We start from the raw sequence: 12,854 nt of genomic DNA, 5'->3' as shown, positions 1-12,854 counted from the left end.
AACGTTAAAAATGTCATAGCCAGTTGTGAAGCTTTATTTTAGCAATTATCTTTGTGGCAATGAGTACATCTACAATCTCCCAAAGTTTTGCACAATCCCCGCAGCAGCAGGAATTGCGAAACGCTATTGCCGTTTCTGAAAAAAATACAGATAAAATTCATCTAAAAGGTCTTGTTGGCTCTGCACTTTCATTTGTGGTTGCCGATGCTTTTAAAGAAGCTGATCGACCTTTTTTAATGATCCTGAATGATAAAGAGGAAGCTGCTTATTATTTAAATGATCTGGAACAATTAATCGGCGAAGAGGATGTGTTGTTTTATCCCGGAAGTTATCGTAGACCATATCAAATCGAAGAGACCGATAATGCCAATGTGCTTTTGCGAGCTGAGGTTTTAAACCGAATCAATTCACGGAAGAAACCGGCGGTAATTGTTACTTATCCAGATGCACTTTTTGAAAAAGTAGTCACGCGTAAAGAACTCGATAGAAGCACGCTGAAGATCAAAGTAAATGATGAACTTTCGATCGATTTTGTTAATGAAGTTTTATTTGAATACAAGTTCAAACGGGTAGATTTTGTAACCGAACCTGGAGAATTCTCAGTGCGTGGTGGGATAATCGATGTTTTTTCTTTTAGTAATGACGAGCCGTACCGAATCGAATTTTTTGGGGATGAAGTAGATAGTATTCGGAGTTTTGATGTAGAAACACAGCTCTCTACCGATAAGGTAAATAAGATCTCGATTATGCCGAATGTCGAGAATAAAAAACTCGATGAAATACGAGAGAGCTTTTTAAAATATATTGCTGAAAACACATTGATTTTCGTTAAAAATCTCGATCTTTTTTCAGCACAAATAGATAAACTTTTTGAGAAAGCGGAAGAAGCTTTTCAGAAGATTTCCGGAGAAATCAAGCAAAGTGAACCTAAGGAACTTTTTTGTACTTCAGCATTAATTAATAAAGAGCTGGTGAAGTTCCCGGTGGCCGAACTGAGCAATCAGGCGTTTTTAAAGCCTAAGAAAGAAATTGTATATTTTATTAGTCCGCAGCCTTCTTTCAATAAACAATTCGATTTACTGATTACTAATTTAATCGAAAATCAGGAGAGAGGTTATACGAATTATATTTTCTGCGGAAGCGAGCAACAGGCAAAGCGTTTCCACGATATTTTTAAAGACCAGGAGCGAGAAGTAAAATACAAAACGATAGTATTATCAATTTTTCAGGGATTTATTGATGAGCAGGCTAAAAATGTTTGTTATACCGATCATCAAATTTTTGAGCGTTTCCATAAATTCAGCTTGAAAAATGGCTATGCTAAAAAGCAGGCAATAACGCTTAAAGAACTGACTAATCTTACTGTTGGCGATTACGTAACGCATATCGATCACGGAATTGGAAAGTTTGGCGGACTACAGAAAATTGACGTAGAAGGCAAAAAACAGGAAGCCATTAAATTGATTTATGGTGAGCGTGATATTTTATATTTAAGTATTCACTCACTTCATAAGATTTCAAAATTCAATGGTAAAGACGGGAAAGAACCAAAAATCTTCAAATTAGGTAGTAATGCCTGGAAAAAACTGAAGAGTAAAACTAAAGCCCGAGTAAAACATGTCGCTTATAATTTAATTGAATTATACGCAAAACGACGTTTACAGAAAGGTTTTGCTTATGGTCCCGATTCCTACTTACAGCACGAACTGGAAGCTTCGTTTATATACGAAGATACGCCAGATCAAAGTACAGCGACAGAAGCGGTAAAGAAAGATATGGAAAACGAACGCCCAATGGATCGATTGGTTTGTGGGGATGTTGGTTTCGGGAAAACAGAAGTGGCGATTCGTGCTGCTTTTAAAGCGGTAGATAATGGGAAGCAGGTTGCAGTTTTAGTGCCTACGACAATTTTGGCATTTCAGCATCATCAAACTTTTTCAGAACGTTTAAAAGATTTACCGGTAACTGTCGATTATCTAAACAGGTTTAGAACCGCCAAAGAACGACGAGAAACCCTAGCCGATCTCGAAAAAGGAACGGTAGATATTATCATTGGGACGCACCAATTGGTTAATAAAGCGGTTAAATTTAAAGATCTTGGATTACTGATTGTCGATGAAGAACAAAAATTTGGGGTAGCGGTAAAAGATAAGCTGAAGACGATTAAAGAAAATGTAGATACCTTAACGCTTACAGCAACGCCAATTCCGCGTACGCTTCAGTTTAGTTTGATGGCCGCGAGAGATTTATCGACGATTACCACGCCGCCGCCAAACCGTTATCCCATCGAGTCGAATGTGATTCGTTTTTCCGAAGAAAGTATTCGGGATGCCGTTTTATATGAAATTCAGCGTGGCGGGCAGGTATTCTTTATTCATAATCGAATTGAAAATATTAAGGAAGTTGCTGGGATGATTCAGCGTTTGGTGCCCGATGCGAAAGTGGGAATTGGCCACGGACAAATGGAAGGGAAGAAGCTAGAGAAATTAATGTTGAGTTTTATAAATGGCGAATTTGATGTGTTGGTGTCGACCACAATTATCGAAAGTGGACTTGATGTAACAAACGCGAATACCATTTTTATTAATAATGCGAATAATTTCGGATTGTCCGATCTACACCAAATGCGTGGTCGGGTAGGGCGAAGCAATAAAAAAGCTTTCTGTTATTTTATCACTCCGCCATATTCTGCAATGACTGAAGAAGCGCGTAAACGAATGACAGCGCTCGAACAATTTTCAGATTTAGGAAGTGGTTTTAATATTGCGATGAAAGATTTAGAAATTCGTGGTGCCGGAGATTTATTGGGCGGAGAGCAAAGCGGATTTATTAATGAAATTGGTTTTGATACTTATCAGAAAATCCTAGCTGAAGCCATTGAAGAATTGAAAGAAAATGAATTTAAAGATCTTTACGAGGAAGAGGATATTGAAGACAAAGACTTTGTAAAAGAAACGCAGATCGATACCGATTTTGAAATTCTTTTCCCAGATGATTATATCAATAACATCGCAGAACGCCTGAATTTATATACGAAGCTAAACGAGCTGAAAACCGAAGAAGAATTAGAGAAATTTGAAGCCGAGCTAGTCGATCGTTTTGGAGAATTGCCAGTATCAGCGGTAGATCTACTTAACAGCGTTCGTATTAAATGGATTGCATCAAAAATTGGAATCGAGCGTATTATCATGAAACAAAACAAACTGATTGGATATTTTATTGCCGATCAGGAATCACGTTTCTATCAAACGGCTAATTTCACTAAAGTTTTACAATACGTGCAATCCCATCCTACAACCTGTAAGATGAAAGAAAAGAAAACCAGAAGCGGTTTGCGTTTGCTGTTAACTTTCGATAAGATTAATTCTATAGAGAAAGCTTTGAAAGCTTTGCAGCCTTTAGATTTAAGAAAAAAGGCAGAAGAAGTGGAAGCTTAAATAATTAGTTGATCGTCCGCTTTTTGTCAACTTAATATTTTCACTTCTAAAGTTTCTGTTGAACCTGCCCGTCATGCTGAACTTGATTCAGCATCTCATTCTGCTTAAGATGAGACCTTGAATCAAGTTCAGGGTGACGGAATTACAAGAATCACGATAAAGCGGATTTACGATGCAGTGTAAGTTGAATAGAATTTTTAAACCTCATAATCCAGATAAATATCTTGATGGGGAGGTTTTTTAGTTGAATGAGATTGAATTTGATAATAGATTTACAGTCTGAGCATTTTTCAGTAGTATTAAAAAAGAGCTTAGTTATAGATTATGAAAGAAAAACTAAGAAGACATATTGAAAAAAATGTTTCGCTTAGCGATGAAGAAACCAGGCTAATAATGTCGTATTTCGCATTTGAAGATTATAAAAAGAAAGATATTCTTATTCAGCAAGGATCGTATGTTAACGACTGCTATTATATCGCTTCGGGGCTTTTAAAATTAGTCTACAATAACGAAAATGGAAAAGAACAAATTGTCTCTTTTGCTATGGAAGATTGGTGGGAAAGTGATTTTTCAGCATATTTTAAAACTTCTCAAGCTAGGATGTCGTTGCAATGCATAGAAGACACTACTGTATTTGCACTCAGCTTAAAAAACTATCAGAAGCTAATCGTTAAATTCCCCAAAATGGCTTGTTTTTTCCTTGAAAAATCAAATTCGGGACATACTGCTGCACAAAATAGAATTATCTCACTTCTTACATTAGACGCTCAGCAAAAATATCAGCAATTATTGGAACAGAATCCATCCATATTTCAGCGTGTTCCTAAAACCCTTTTAGCTTCTTATTTAGGCGTTTCCAGAGAAACCTTAAGTAGACTTCAGCATTAAAATTTTCTTTTCGTTTTCTGTAATCGTGATCTATATCACACAAATATGAAAGTGTTCCTTAGATCTTTGCCGTTATAATAATAACGGCTGCGAATGCAGCGATAATTAGATTGAAAAATGGAAAAACGTATTATTAATCCTTGGAAATGGCAGGATGCCCGAAATTATGTACAGGCAACAGAAGTAAAGAATTTAGCGAGTACACTTTACGTTTCAGGACAAACTGCTATAGACGCCAATGGTGTTTCGAGTAAAGAAGATATGAGAAGTCAGATGAGTCAGGCTTTAGACAATTTGGAAAAAGTTATTCAGGAAGCTGACTATAAATGCGAAGACATCGTTCGATTAAATATTTACACGACTTCATCAGAAGAATTGTTCAATAATTTTGATGTTTTTCAGAATTGGATTATTAAACATGGTATCAAGCAAACATCAACGGTGCTTGAGGTGAAAGTGCTTTTTGAAACTTTAAAAGTTGAATTTGAAGCTACTGTAGTTAAATAATGGTAGTAAAATCAAACCTCACAGGTTTTGAAAACCTGTGAGGTTTTTTATAATTTCTCAATTCTCATATCTCACATTCAAATTCAAAACCAATTTTATCTAAGTTTACCGAAGAAATTATCTTTCCCTTAGAAACTTGATTTTGGTCGTATTCGGGAGCTTTTATATTTCTCGATTTTGCTTCTTTGGTGTAGTATTCCGCTTTTTTAGGATGTTCTGGGTAGGCGGCATTAAAGAGCATTCCAAATTCATCATTTTCGATGATTTTCGAAATCAAAGCAATACAATCTTCCCGCTGGATAAGATTTGCCGGTGCATCACCGTTTTTAATTCCGCTTCTTCCAGAAAGCATGGTGACCGGGTGGCGATCCTGACTTATTAATCCTCCAAACCGTATCACACTGGTTGAAAAATTAGGATTATTTTGTAAAGCATGTTCGCAGTCGATTAGTTGTTTCGCAGCTTTAGAAGTTCCATTAGTTTTAGATTCTTCAGTATATTCAGGGAAATCTTCCTGGTCTTCAAAAACACTCGTAGAACTTATAAAAATCACTTTTTTAACTCCAGAATATTCAATTTGGGAAATGATATTAGTGATTTTCGAAGTAAAATTAATTTCTGGATTTTTACGCAGTCCGGGTGGGATATCAATAAGTAGAATATCAGAACCTGATAAAAAAGATTGAATATCGCCCTGCACGCCACTTTCATAAAGTTCTAGATGATAAGGTGTAATCCCCGTATCTGCTAATTTTTTCATTTTCACCTGTGTAGTAGTTGATCCTTTTAAAGAATAGCCATCTTCTACCAGTTTTTTTGCTAGTGGAAGGCCTAACCAACCACATCCTAATATTGAAATTTGCATTTTTCTGTTTTTTATCTTTTTTCTTTTTCCATTGCTGAAAAAGAAACAAAAAAGCTAGGCTTACAAAAATTGAATGAAATTTATTGTTCGAATCCTAAATTTCAGAAACTCGACTACGTCTCAGACAGCCTGAAATTTCACGGATTTTTCACTTCAAATTTTTACATCAATTTTTGGTAGGCCATTTTCTTATAAAGAGCTTATCTATTCAATTTAAATTAAGAAGAGTTTGCCGAATTGCTTAAATCAGTCAATTTTAATTCAAAATTCTTATTTTATTTTAGTTGTCTCTTGTCTCAAGACTAACTACTCCACAATAATTCTCTTCTTATAAATTACTGCGTCGTTTAGTATAAAAGGTTTCGGGATCATAGCTTCAGAACGTTTTGGTACATTTAGCGCTTCATTTTCCAAAAGATCATAGCTAGATTCGTATAAAATGAATTCTGCAGATTTCGATTTATCTATACTAAAATTCATTCGTAGCGTATCTTTGCTGGAAATATAATAGCTTAGTAATCTGTTTTTCCATCTGCGAGTAAACATATTAAATTCTTCTTCGCCAAGTTTTACATTTTCAGGAGTTCGTCCGTTTACTTCAAATTCGTTAAAATCGGTGATATTTTCAGTATAAATCTCCATTCGTTTACTATCCCGATTGGGAGCAATTTTTAGCGAATATTGAAATTCGTTATCAGAGCTATCAATTTTCTGAAGCATAATTCCCGGCTCGTCTATTTGAATTTTTGGTGCTTTACTTCTCCAGGTAAAACCAGAGTTGTACTTACTGCTGAATCTCGTTTCTGCATTATTTAAAATCACCGGATCTTCCCCGAAATACTTTGCGGTCCATTCATCGGGCATTTCATCATAAGAATACCAATTTGCATTTTCTTCTTCAGCATCATATAAATAGACCAGGCTATTAGGTTTAGGTTTTTCCGCAGTAAACCCAGAAGTAAAATGCGCGTAAAACATGCATCCGTTAAATCCTAAAAAGAACAGAACAGCCAATAAATCTTTTTTGCTGAAATAACCAAAAACCGGTAAAAATAAGCTGAACAATAAGATGCTTAAAATTGCAGCTAAAGAGAGCATGTTCAATCCTAAAGCCACTGGAAACATTGAAATAAATGGAAATAGTATAAATAAAGCTGGTAAGCTTAGCACGGTATTTAAAATGAGATTTGGTTGTTTTTGATTGATCATTAAAAACAACTGCAGAATCCCAAAATAAGCCGGAATAATAAAATAAGCAGCGCCCTTTAAGCCGAAAGCCATTAGCGTACATATGATGATCCAGAAAAATAGCGGTGCTACAAATTGCGAAGCCGTGGTTTCTTCCCTATAAAATTTATGATAGACGAAAAACACAATAGTAAGGCTCAGCAATACTGCTGCGGTAATATAGCTATACCCATTGTAAGTAAAACCGTGAAGCATTTCTGAATATTCGGGATAAATATAAAGACAGAATTTCCATAACCCGAATACTAATAATCCGCCGATAATTAGACTCAAAAAATAAGGGGCAAAACCTTTGAATATGGCTTTTATACCTAATTTTTTTCTGAAGAGACCATAACCCACTACGGCAAAAAATAATACGAAAGCCAAAATTAGCATCGGGATAATCCAGCCAAATGGATAAGTTACAAATTGCCCAAAAGGTAAACTGAAATAAAGCAGATCATTATTTGAATTCAGCTGATTGAGATCTGCATCCTGAAAGTATCGAAGTAAAGGCATTAAATAATCGCCCTGATGCGCTAGTGTTTCGATGTCCAGATTTTCTGGGATATCATTAGCGGTATGGTAATCGTAGTGATCACCAATAAACGCAAAATTGAATCCGTTGAGGTTTCCAAATTCTCTAAGAACGGTAAGATCTGTATCGTTAGGTAAAAGTTTGTAAACGCTATAAGCAAGCGAATTTGTAGTAGGAAATGGCACTTTAGCATCCTTAAACGCATTGATAAGTTTTGCGTTACCGGCATTGGTTTCCAAAAGCATAAAAGAACTTCCGCCGCTGCCACGCGCTTCAAAATTAAGTGCAAGTTTTGCATCTTTCGCCCAAGGGTGTTCTTTGATAAACAGCTCGGCACCCATTAGTCCTATTTCTTCAGCATCAGTAAATAAGATAATGATGTTGTTCTTAGGCGTATTTCCTTCAGCAATAAAAGCACGTAAGCCTTCTAAAATTGTAGCTACTCCGCTACCTGCATCGCTGGCACCGTGAGAAGAATGTGGCTGGCTATCGTAATGCGTCATTAAAACCAGAGCATTACCGTCACCGCTACCTTCAATTCGGGTTAAAATATTTTGAGGTCGGCTAAGCACAGCGGCATCATTTAAAACAAAATCTTCCTGCGTTTGTACTTCTAAGCCTAAGTTTTGTAATTGATTTACAATATAATTTCTTACAGAACTGTGTGCAGCACTTCCCAAATAATGCGCAGATTCACCTATTTTTTCTACATGCTGAAAAGCTCGATTTACAGAAAATTCGTTTTCTGGTACATCCTCTGGAATGCTCGATGGTTTCAGGCTATGATAACTTAGCCAACAACAAAAACTTATAAGGAGTAAAGCAATTAAAGCTTGCAGATTTTTAGACATACGCGGGATTTACTTTCTAAAAAATAAAGATACTATACTTCTAAAAACTAACCTTAGATTCACGTAATTTTAAAAAGACCTCAAAATTCCCTATATTTAAGTAATTAGTAATCAAAAACTTACAATTATGGGTATTAAAAGTTTTCAGGGAAAACGTGCGGCTCCCGTTAAAATAGAAAGCGCACCAATTTTAGTAGAAGATTATATGACAAGTTCTTTAACCACTTTTAAGCAAGAGCAATCTGTAGCCGAGGTTATGGAAGCCTTACTTAGAAACAAAATTTCTGGCGCCCCAGTGATCAATGATCGTAATGAATTGGTCGGAATAATTTCTGATGCAGATTGTATGAAACAAATTTCAGAAAGCCGGTATTTTAATATGCCCATTGGCGATATGAAAATTGAAAATTACATGAGTACCGATGTTGCGGTAATCGATAAAAACATCAGCATTTTTGATTGTGCCCAAAGATTTTACAGCAATAGTTACCGGCGTTTTCCAGTAGTAGAACACGGTAAATTAATAGGGATGATTAGTAGAAAAGATATCCTTTGCGCTGCCTTAAAACTTAGAGCACAAAACTGGCATTGCTAATTACGTTTAACCAGTGCGTAAAACTCATCATTCTCTAAAGGTAAATACCCCTGATTGTAAATAAAATAATACGTTTTCCCCGCCTGAGTTGTATAAATACTGGTAAAATATTGAAAATTAAAACCTTCGACCAGCAACCTAGTTTTGCTGGTTTTTGTTTTTTCATCTGGATTAAGTTTCTCTAAAATTCTATAATTTTTGCGTAAAATATTGTTGATATTACGCATCAAATTTTTGCTGTCTTTATTCAGCTTATTGTGATAAGAATTTCTACAATAATCACTGCAGAATTTTTTATCTACTCTCCCTATAAGTTTTTCACCACATTCCAGACAATACTTATCCATGTTTTATATTGAACATATTATTAATATTAGCGACTCTAATGTTGTGGGGTGGTTTTATTCTGAAATTACTTTAAAATCTTCAACGTGCTGTATTTCTAAATAAGATGATCCCGGGGAAAGGATACTTTTAAAAATCTAAAGCAAACGTTACTATGTCTTGAATAACTTTTAAGGCTGCCAGCATAAATTCATCCTTTTAGCAAATTATTTAAGACTCCAAAATCACACTCTTAAAATGGTAAGCTTTTGGATTTGATTAAATTACGTAAAAAAAGTCATAAAAAAATACTCCCGGCAGGAGTATTTTATATTTAGTGCGATAAATAGCTAATTTTGGTTAGTTCAACTCGGCTTTTCTCATGGGCATAATGTCAATTTTTTCGAATATTTCTTCAGCCGGAGTAAACTCTTCTTTTCTCATTTTGGTTCCGCCATCCAGGCCAATTAAAATGATTTCAAAAGATTTCTCAGATTTCTTGAACTTTTCATAAAAATTGTCGCCTTCTTTCCAATCTGGGTTATCGCTAATTCCGGTAGCGTATTGTTTTGGAGTCACCTGATAGACAACAATCTTTCGATCTTCTAAATCTTTGTCCTTGTCTTTAAACTCACCTAATTGTTGCTTAAAATCATTATCTTCCTTAGAATCGGTTAGTATTAAAACTAATCTATTCTCCCATTGGTGCTCACTTTTATCCTGCGCATTCATATTTCCTAGTGCCATAAAGCTTAGTATTACGATTAAAACTTTTTTCATATTTCAATTTAGAATAGATATTTTAGAGTAACTTTTAATTACTTGTTAAAGAGTGCTTTATTTAACTATTTTTAGAATTATAGTTTCATGAATTTAATTTTATTTAACCCAATGAAACGCTGCTCTAAGAATTCTACGGAATTTAAAATGGTTTAAAATTTGTAGTATTTGATTTACTATTTAAAAAGTATGCCCTGAAACTTATAAGATGAAGAAACTAAAACTTTTATTACTGGCGATTCCCTTTACTATGATTTCCTGTTACCAGGACATGGACGACAATTTAGAAAGGCAGGAGGTTATTCCAGATCCTATAGATGATAATCAATTTATTACTGAAGATGGCGAAATTTTCTCCACTGGTTTGGAATGTACAGGAACCGGGAATTACAGTAGCGACGGCGATGTACTGAGTGTTTTAGTAATTCCTGAAAACTTACCAGAAGAATTCGATCTTTCAGAAATGCTTCCGCCGGTAGGCGATCAGGGGCAGTTAGGCTCGTGTTCTTCCTGGGCTGTAAGTTATTATTTGAAATCTTTTCAGGAATATTTAGAAAACGACTTGCCGTATAGTGCTGCAACGCTGCGCAGTCCCTCTTTTACCTATAATCAACTCACAATGGGAGAATGTGGCGGTACCAGTATTGCAGCAACTTTAGATCTTGTACAAGAGCAGGGAGTTTGTTCTTTGGCTTCATTTCCTTACGACGATAGTGATTGCGCAGAGCAGCCGAATGAAGCACAAATCGCCGACGCTTTAGAAGCTCAAATTTCAGAATTTAAAAGTTTAAGTGGTGAAAATATGACTGCTGAAATGAAGACTTTACTCACCCGGCAGCAGCCGATCTTAATTGGCGCGTACCTTTCTTCAGAATTTGGAAAAACAGATAATTTTGGTCTTGCCGCTTATCGAGAACATGTGGTAAACTACGGAAATGGCGATTGCCACGCGATGCTGGTAGTGGGGTATTCAGATGAATATAACGCATTTAAAGTGGTAAATTCTTGGGGAGAAAACTGGGGTTCAGATGGTTTTGTTTGGATCGATTATGCCGCTTTCGAAAATGCTAGTGATCCTTCTGCGAATTTTAGAGTGATTAACAATGCGTATGTTGCTTACAATGAAATTGCTGAAGAAGAACCCGAGGTTATATTTTAATTTTTGCTGAAATTTTAGTGTCTAATTTTGCCCAATATTGAATGATAAGTTTTGATATTATTGAATCGGAATCCATATTTCTTCTTCGGAAGTAGGATCGTTATTTTTATATTTTTCGCCCATAATCGCAAAATGAGGACGATCATCCAATTGAAATCCTGAAGCAGGCAACCAATGCTGAAATATCTGCTGATAGGACTGTGGCGCTTCGGTACTGCTGCCTTTATAAGTGAAAATAGCATACTTTCCTTCAGGAACTTCTAATGTTGTGAATTCTGAAGGTATTTTTTCAATGTCTTCCTTTCTAATTGCAGCCCATTTCATAAAAGTTTGTTTTGGATCGAAATTCGAAAAAAATGATAGATCTTTATAAACTTCAACGGAATATAAATCGACCTGTTTTTTACCGAAATTCGCCATTTTTAAAGGAATAAATTCTTGCCAAAGCTTAGCGGTTTTATTTTCAGCAAAAGACATTTCTGTAGCAATTCCTACTAAAGAAAAGCCTTGGGTTTTGGTGATTTTTGGATCTAATTTTTTCATTAGGAAACGGCTGCTATCGAGGCTCCTGCCGTAGCAGATTTTAAACGGTTATTAATTAGGTAAATGCTAATAGCGATAAGTAGATTTAGATCTGATTTTGGTGTTTTATCTTCTAAGATTAATTGAAAATCGTAATTCAACTTTTTCCAACTTGGCTTTGCATAAATCCTGAAGATTGGCTCTTTTTCTGACGTTACAATATATTTAGAATGCCATAAACTTTCCTGAGAAATTCGATAAGTTATTGGAATCCCATTTTGGGATGTTAAGGTAATTGCTGAATCTTGTTGCCAATTTATCTTAATCTTTCCGAATTCTATCTTGTCTTTTAGAATGATAAAGTGATTTTGCCAAAAGCCGTTAGCTTTAATTTCGAAGTTCTTTCCCTGATATTGAAATTCGGCATTATTAGACCACCATTTTCCATACTGCAATTCCAGAATTATCTTGTGATTTTCCAGAATCTGAAATTTTCGTTGATTGATGATTTTTATTTCCATGCTTAAAAAAGATAATTCGCTTGATGATGAATAGGAAAGTTACAGGAATTTGCGATAAAACAAAACTTATTTGCCTGGGCGTGCAAACTTTCTGCTTTTTTCAGCATGTTTTTATCGGCTAAGGTAATTTCAGGTTTTAGGGTTACTTCGGTAAACTTCCCACTACCATCTTTATTTTCGATCATTTTGCCTTCAGTAAAATCTTGATATTTGGTAACAATAATCTTATTGCTGGCGCAAAGATGTAAATACCAAAGCATGTGGCAGGATGCGATTGAAGCTAATAAAAGTTCTTCAGGATTATATAATTCGGAATTGCCTAAAAAAGCAGGATCGGCAGACCCCTTGATTAAAGCTTTTCCTTCAGATTTAACGGTATATTCTCTTTCGTAGTCTTTATAAGTTTTGGTGCCAACGCCTGTATTCCCAGTCCAGTTGAGGTTAATAGAGTAGTTATGAGTTTTCATTTTAGTTATTGATTGGATATTTCAATTTTTTTCTAAATTTAATTTCGGTCGTCTTCTGCTTTATAAACTAGATGAGATTCCGTGCCTAGCACGGAATGACAATACTATATTCCAAAATACAAAAAGCCGGTAAATAAAAAATCTACCGGCTTTTCAAATTTATATTCCAA

At 35.3% G+C, this 12,854-nt stretch carries 12 protein-coding genes; 5 read left to right on the top strand and 7 right to left on the bottom strand.

Annotated elements, in window-relative coordinates:
• Window positions 1-59: 59 nt before the first annotated feature.
• The 3 genes from mfd to QWY91_RS12635 all read left to right on the top strand — a co-directional run bounded on the left by mfd (window position 60) and on the right by QWY91_RS12635 (window position 4,832).
• Window positions 60-3,437: a transcription-repair coupling factor gene (gene mfd, locus QWY91_RS12645; RefSeq protein WP_290235645.1), complete on the top strand. Its 3,378-nt coding sequence runs from the start codon at window positions 60-62 to the stop codon at window positions 3,435-3,437.
• A gap of 324 nt (window positions 3,438-3,761) precedes the next feature.
• Complete coding sequence (locus QWY91_RS12640; protein WP_290235644.1) at window positions 3,762-4,325, top strand: Crp/Fnr family transcriptional regulator; 564 nt, start codon at window positions 3,762-3,764, stop codon at window positions 4,323-4,325.
• Between the two features lie 117 nt (window positions 4,326-4,442).
• On the top strand, window positions 4,443-4,832 hold the full coding sequence (locus tag QWY91_RS12635; RefSeq protein WP_290235643.1) for a RidA family protein: 390 nt from the start codon (window positions 4,443-4,445) through the stop codon (window positions 4,830-4,832).
• 64 nt (window positions 4,833-4,896) lie between these two features.
• Here QWY91_RS12635 and QWY91_RS12630 read toward each other — a convergent pair whose 3' ends face one another.
• Both QWY91_RS12630 and QWY91_RS12625 read right to left on the bottom strand, forming a co-directional pair.
• Window positions 4,897-5,697: an NAD(P)H-binding protein gene (locus QWY91_RS12630; RefSeq protein WP_290235642.1), complete on the bottom strand. Its 801-nt coding sequence runs from the start codon at window positions 5,695-5,697 to the stop codon at window positions 4,897-4,899.
• A gap of 306 nt (window positions 5,698-6,003) precedes the next feature.
• The gene (locus QWY91_RS12625) at window positions 6,004-8,316 is read right to left on the bottom strand and encodes a M20/M25/M40 family metallo-hydrolase (protein WP_290235641.1); all 2,313 of its coding nucleotides are present in this window, start codon (window positions 8,314-8,316) and stop codon (window positions 6,004-6,006) included.
• Between the two features lie 127 nt (window positions 8,317-8,443).
• On the opposite strand from QWY91_RS12625, the gene QWY91_RS12620 reads away from it, so the two are divergent.
• The gene (locus QWY91_RS12620) at window positions 8,444-8,911 is read left to right on the top strand and encodes a CBS domain-containing protein (RefSeq protein ID WP_290235640.1); all 468 of its coding nucleotides are present in this window, start codon (window positions 8,444-8,446) and stop codon (window positions 8,909-8,911) included.
• Here QWY91_RS12620 and QWY91_RS12615 read toward each other — a convergent pair.
• Together QWY91_RS12615 and QWY91_RS12610 are read right to left on the bottom strand one after the other, a co-directional pair.
• A complete protein-coding gene (locus QWY91_RS12615; protein ID WP_290235639.1) occupies window positions 8,908-9,258 on the bottom strand; it encodes a hypothetical protein in 351 nt (116 codons plus the stop codon). The two genes, QWY91_RS12620 and QWY91_RS12615, sit on opposite strands and share 4 nt — an antisense overlap.
• Before the next feature lie 337 nt (window positions 9,259-9,595).
• On the bottom strand, window positions 9,596-10,015 hold the full coding sequence (locus QWY91_RS12610) for a DUF4174 domain-containing protein (RefSeq protein WP_290235638.1): 420 nt from the start codon (window positions 10,013-10,015) through the stop codon (window positions 9,596-9,598).
• 208 nt (window positions 10,016-10,223) lie between these two features.
• On the opposite strand from QWY91_RS12610, the gene QWY91_RS12605 reads away from it, so the two are divergent.
• Entirely contained in the window at window positions 10,224-11,174 is a 951-nt protein-coding gene (locus tag QWY91_RS12605) for a C1 family peptidase (protein ID WP_290235637.1), read from the top strand.
• A gap of 57 nt (window positions 11,175-11,231) precedes the next feature.
• Here the strand turns inward: QWY91_RS12605 and QWY91_RS12600 are convergent, their stop codons facing one another.
• Genes QWY91_RS12600 through QWY91_RS12590 form a run of 3 tightly spaced genes read right to left on the bottom strand, consistent with a single transcriptional unit; the run spans window position 11,232 to window position 12,684 of the window.
• The gene (locus QWY91_RS12600) at window positions 11,232-11,717 is read right to left on the bottom strand and encodes a GyrI-like domain-containing protein (protein ID WP_290235636.1); all 486 of its coding nucleotides are present in this window, start codon (window positions 11,715-11,717) and stop codon (window positions 11,232-11,234) included.
• Window positions 11,717-12,217: a hypothetical protein gene (locus tag QWY91_RS12595; protein ID WP_290235635.1), complete on the bottom strand. Its 501-nt coding sequence runs from the start codon at window positions 12,215-12,217 to the stop codon at window positions 11,717-11,719. Before QWY91_RS12595 ends, QWY91_RS12600 begins: the two co-directional genes overlap by 1 nt.
• Window positions 12,218-12,219: 2 nt before the next feature.
• On the bottom strand, window positions 12,220-12,684 hold the full coding sequence (locus QWY91_RS12590) for an OsmC family protein (RefSeq protein WP_290235634.1): 465 nt from the start codon (window positions 12,682-12,684) through the stop codon (window positions 12,220-12,222).
• Window positions 12,685-12,854: the final 170 nt, after the last annotated feature.

Origin of the sequence: Zunongwangia endophytica (assembly GCF_030409505.1) — a bacterium.
GTDB lineage: Bacteria > Bacteroidota > Bacteroidia > Flavobacteriales > Flavobacteriaceae > Zunongwangia > Zunongwangia endophytica.
The sequence above is the reverse complement of the archived record's forward strand: the minus strand, read 5'-3'. Positions and strand labels throughout refer to the sequence as shown.

Excerpts from the sequence above, each read along its gene's own strand:
- mfd (WP_290235645.1), top strand. The coding sequence starts at position 60 with ATGAGTACATCTACAATCTCCCAAAGTTTTGCACAATCCCCGCAGCAG.
- QWY91_RS12590 (WP_290235634.1), bottom strand. The coding sequence starts at position 12,684 with ATGAAAACTCATAACTACTCTATTAACCTCAACTGGACTGGGAATACA.
- QWY91_RS12610 (WP_290235638.1), bottom strand. The coding sequence starts at position 10,015 with ATGAAAAAAGTTTTAATCGTAATACTAAGCTTTATGGCACTAGGAAAT.
- QWY91_RS12615 (WP_290235639.1), bottom strand. The coding sequence starts at position 9,258 with ATGGATAAGTATTGTCTGGAATGTGGTGAAAAACTTATAGGGAGAGTA.
- QWY91_RS12595 (WP_290235635.1), bottom strand. The coding sequence starts at position 12,217 with ATGGAAATAAAAATCATCAATCAACGAAAATTTCAGATTCTGGAAAAT.
- QWY91_RS12600 (WP_290235636.1), bottom strand. The coding sequence starts at position 11,717 with ATGAAAAAATTAGATCCAAAAATCACCAAAACCCAAGGCTTTTCTTTA.
- QWY91_RS12620 (WP_290235640.1), top strand. The coding sequence starts at position 8,444 with ATGGGTATTAAAAGTTTTCAGGGAAAACGTGCGGCTCCCGTTAAAATA.
- QWY91_RS12605 (WP_290235637.1), top strand. The coding sequence starts at position 10,224 with ATGAAGAAACTAAAACTTTTATTACTGGCGATTCCCTTTACTATGATT.
- QWY91_RS12630 (WP_290235642.1), bottom strand. The coding sequence starts at position 5,697 with ATGCAAATTTCAATATTAGGATGTGGTTGGTTAGGCCTTCCACTAGCA.
- QWY91_RS12625 (WP_290235641.1), bottom strand. The coding sequence starts at position 8,316 with ATGTCTAAAAATCTGCAAGCTTTAATTGCTTTACTCCTTATAAGTTTT.
- QWY91_RS12635 (WP_290235643.1), top strand. The coding sequence starts at position 4,443 with ATGGAAAAACGTATTATTAATCCTTGGAAATGGCAGGATGCCCGAAAT.
- QWY91_RS12640 (WP_290235644.1), top strand. The coding sequence starts at position 3,762 with ATGAAAGAAAAACTAAGAAGACATATTGAAAAAAATGTTTCGCTTAGC.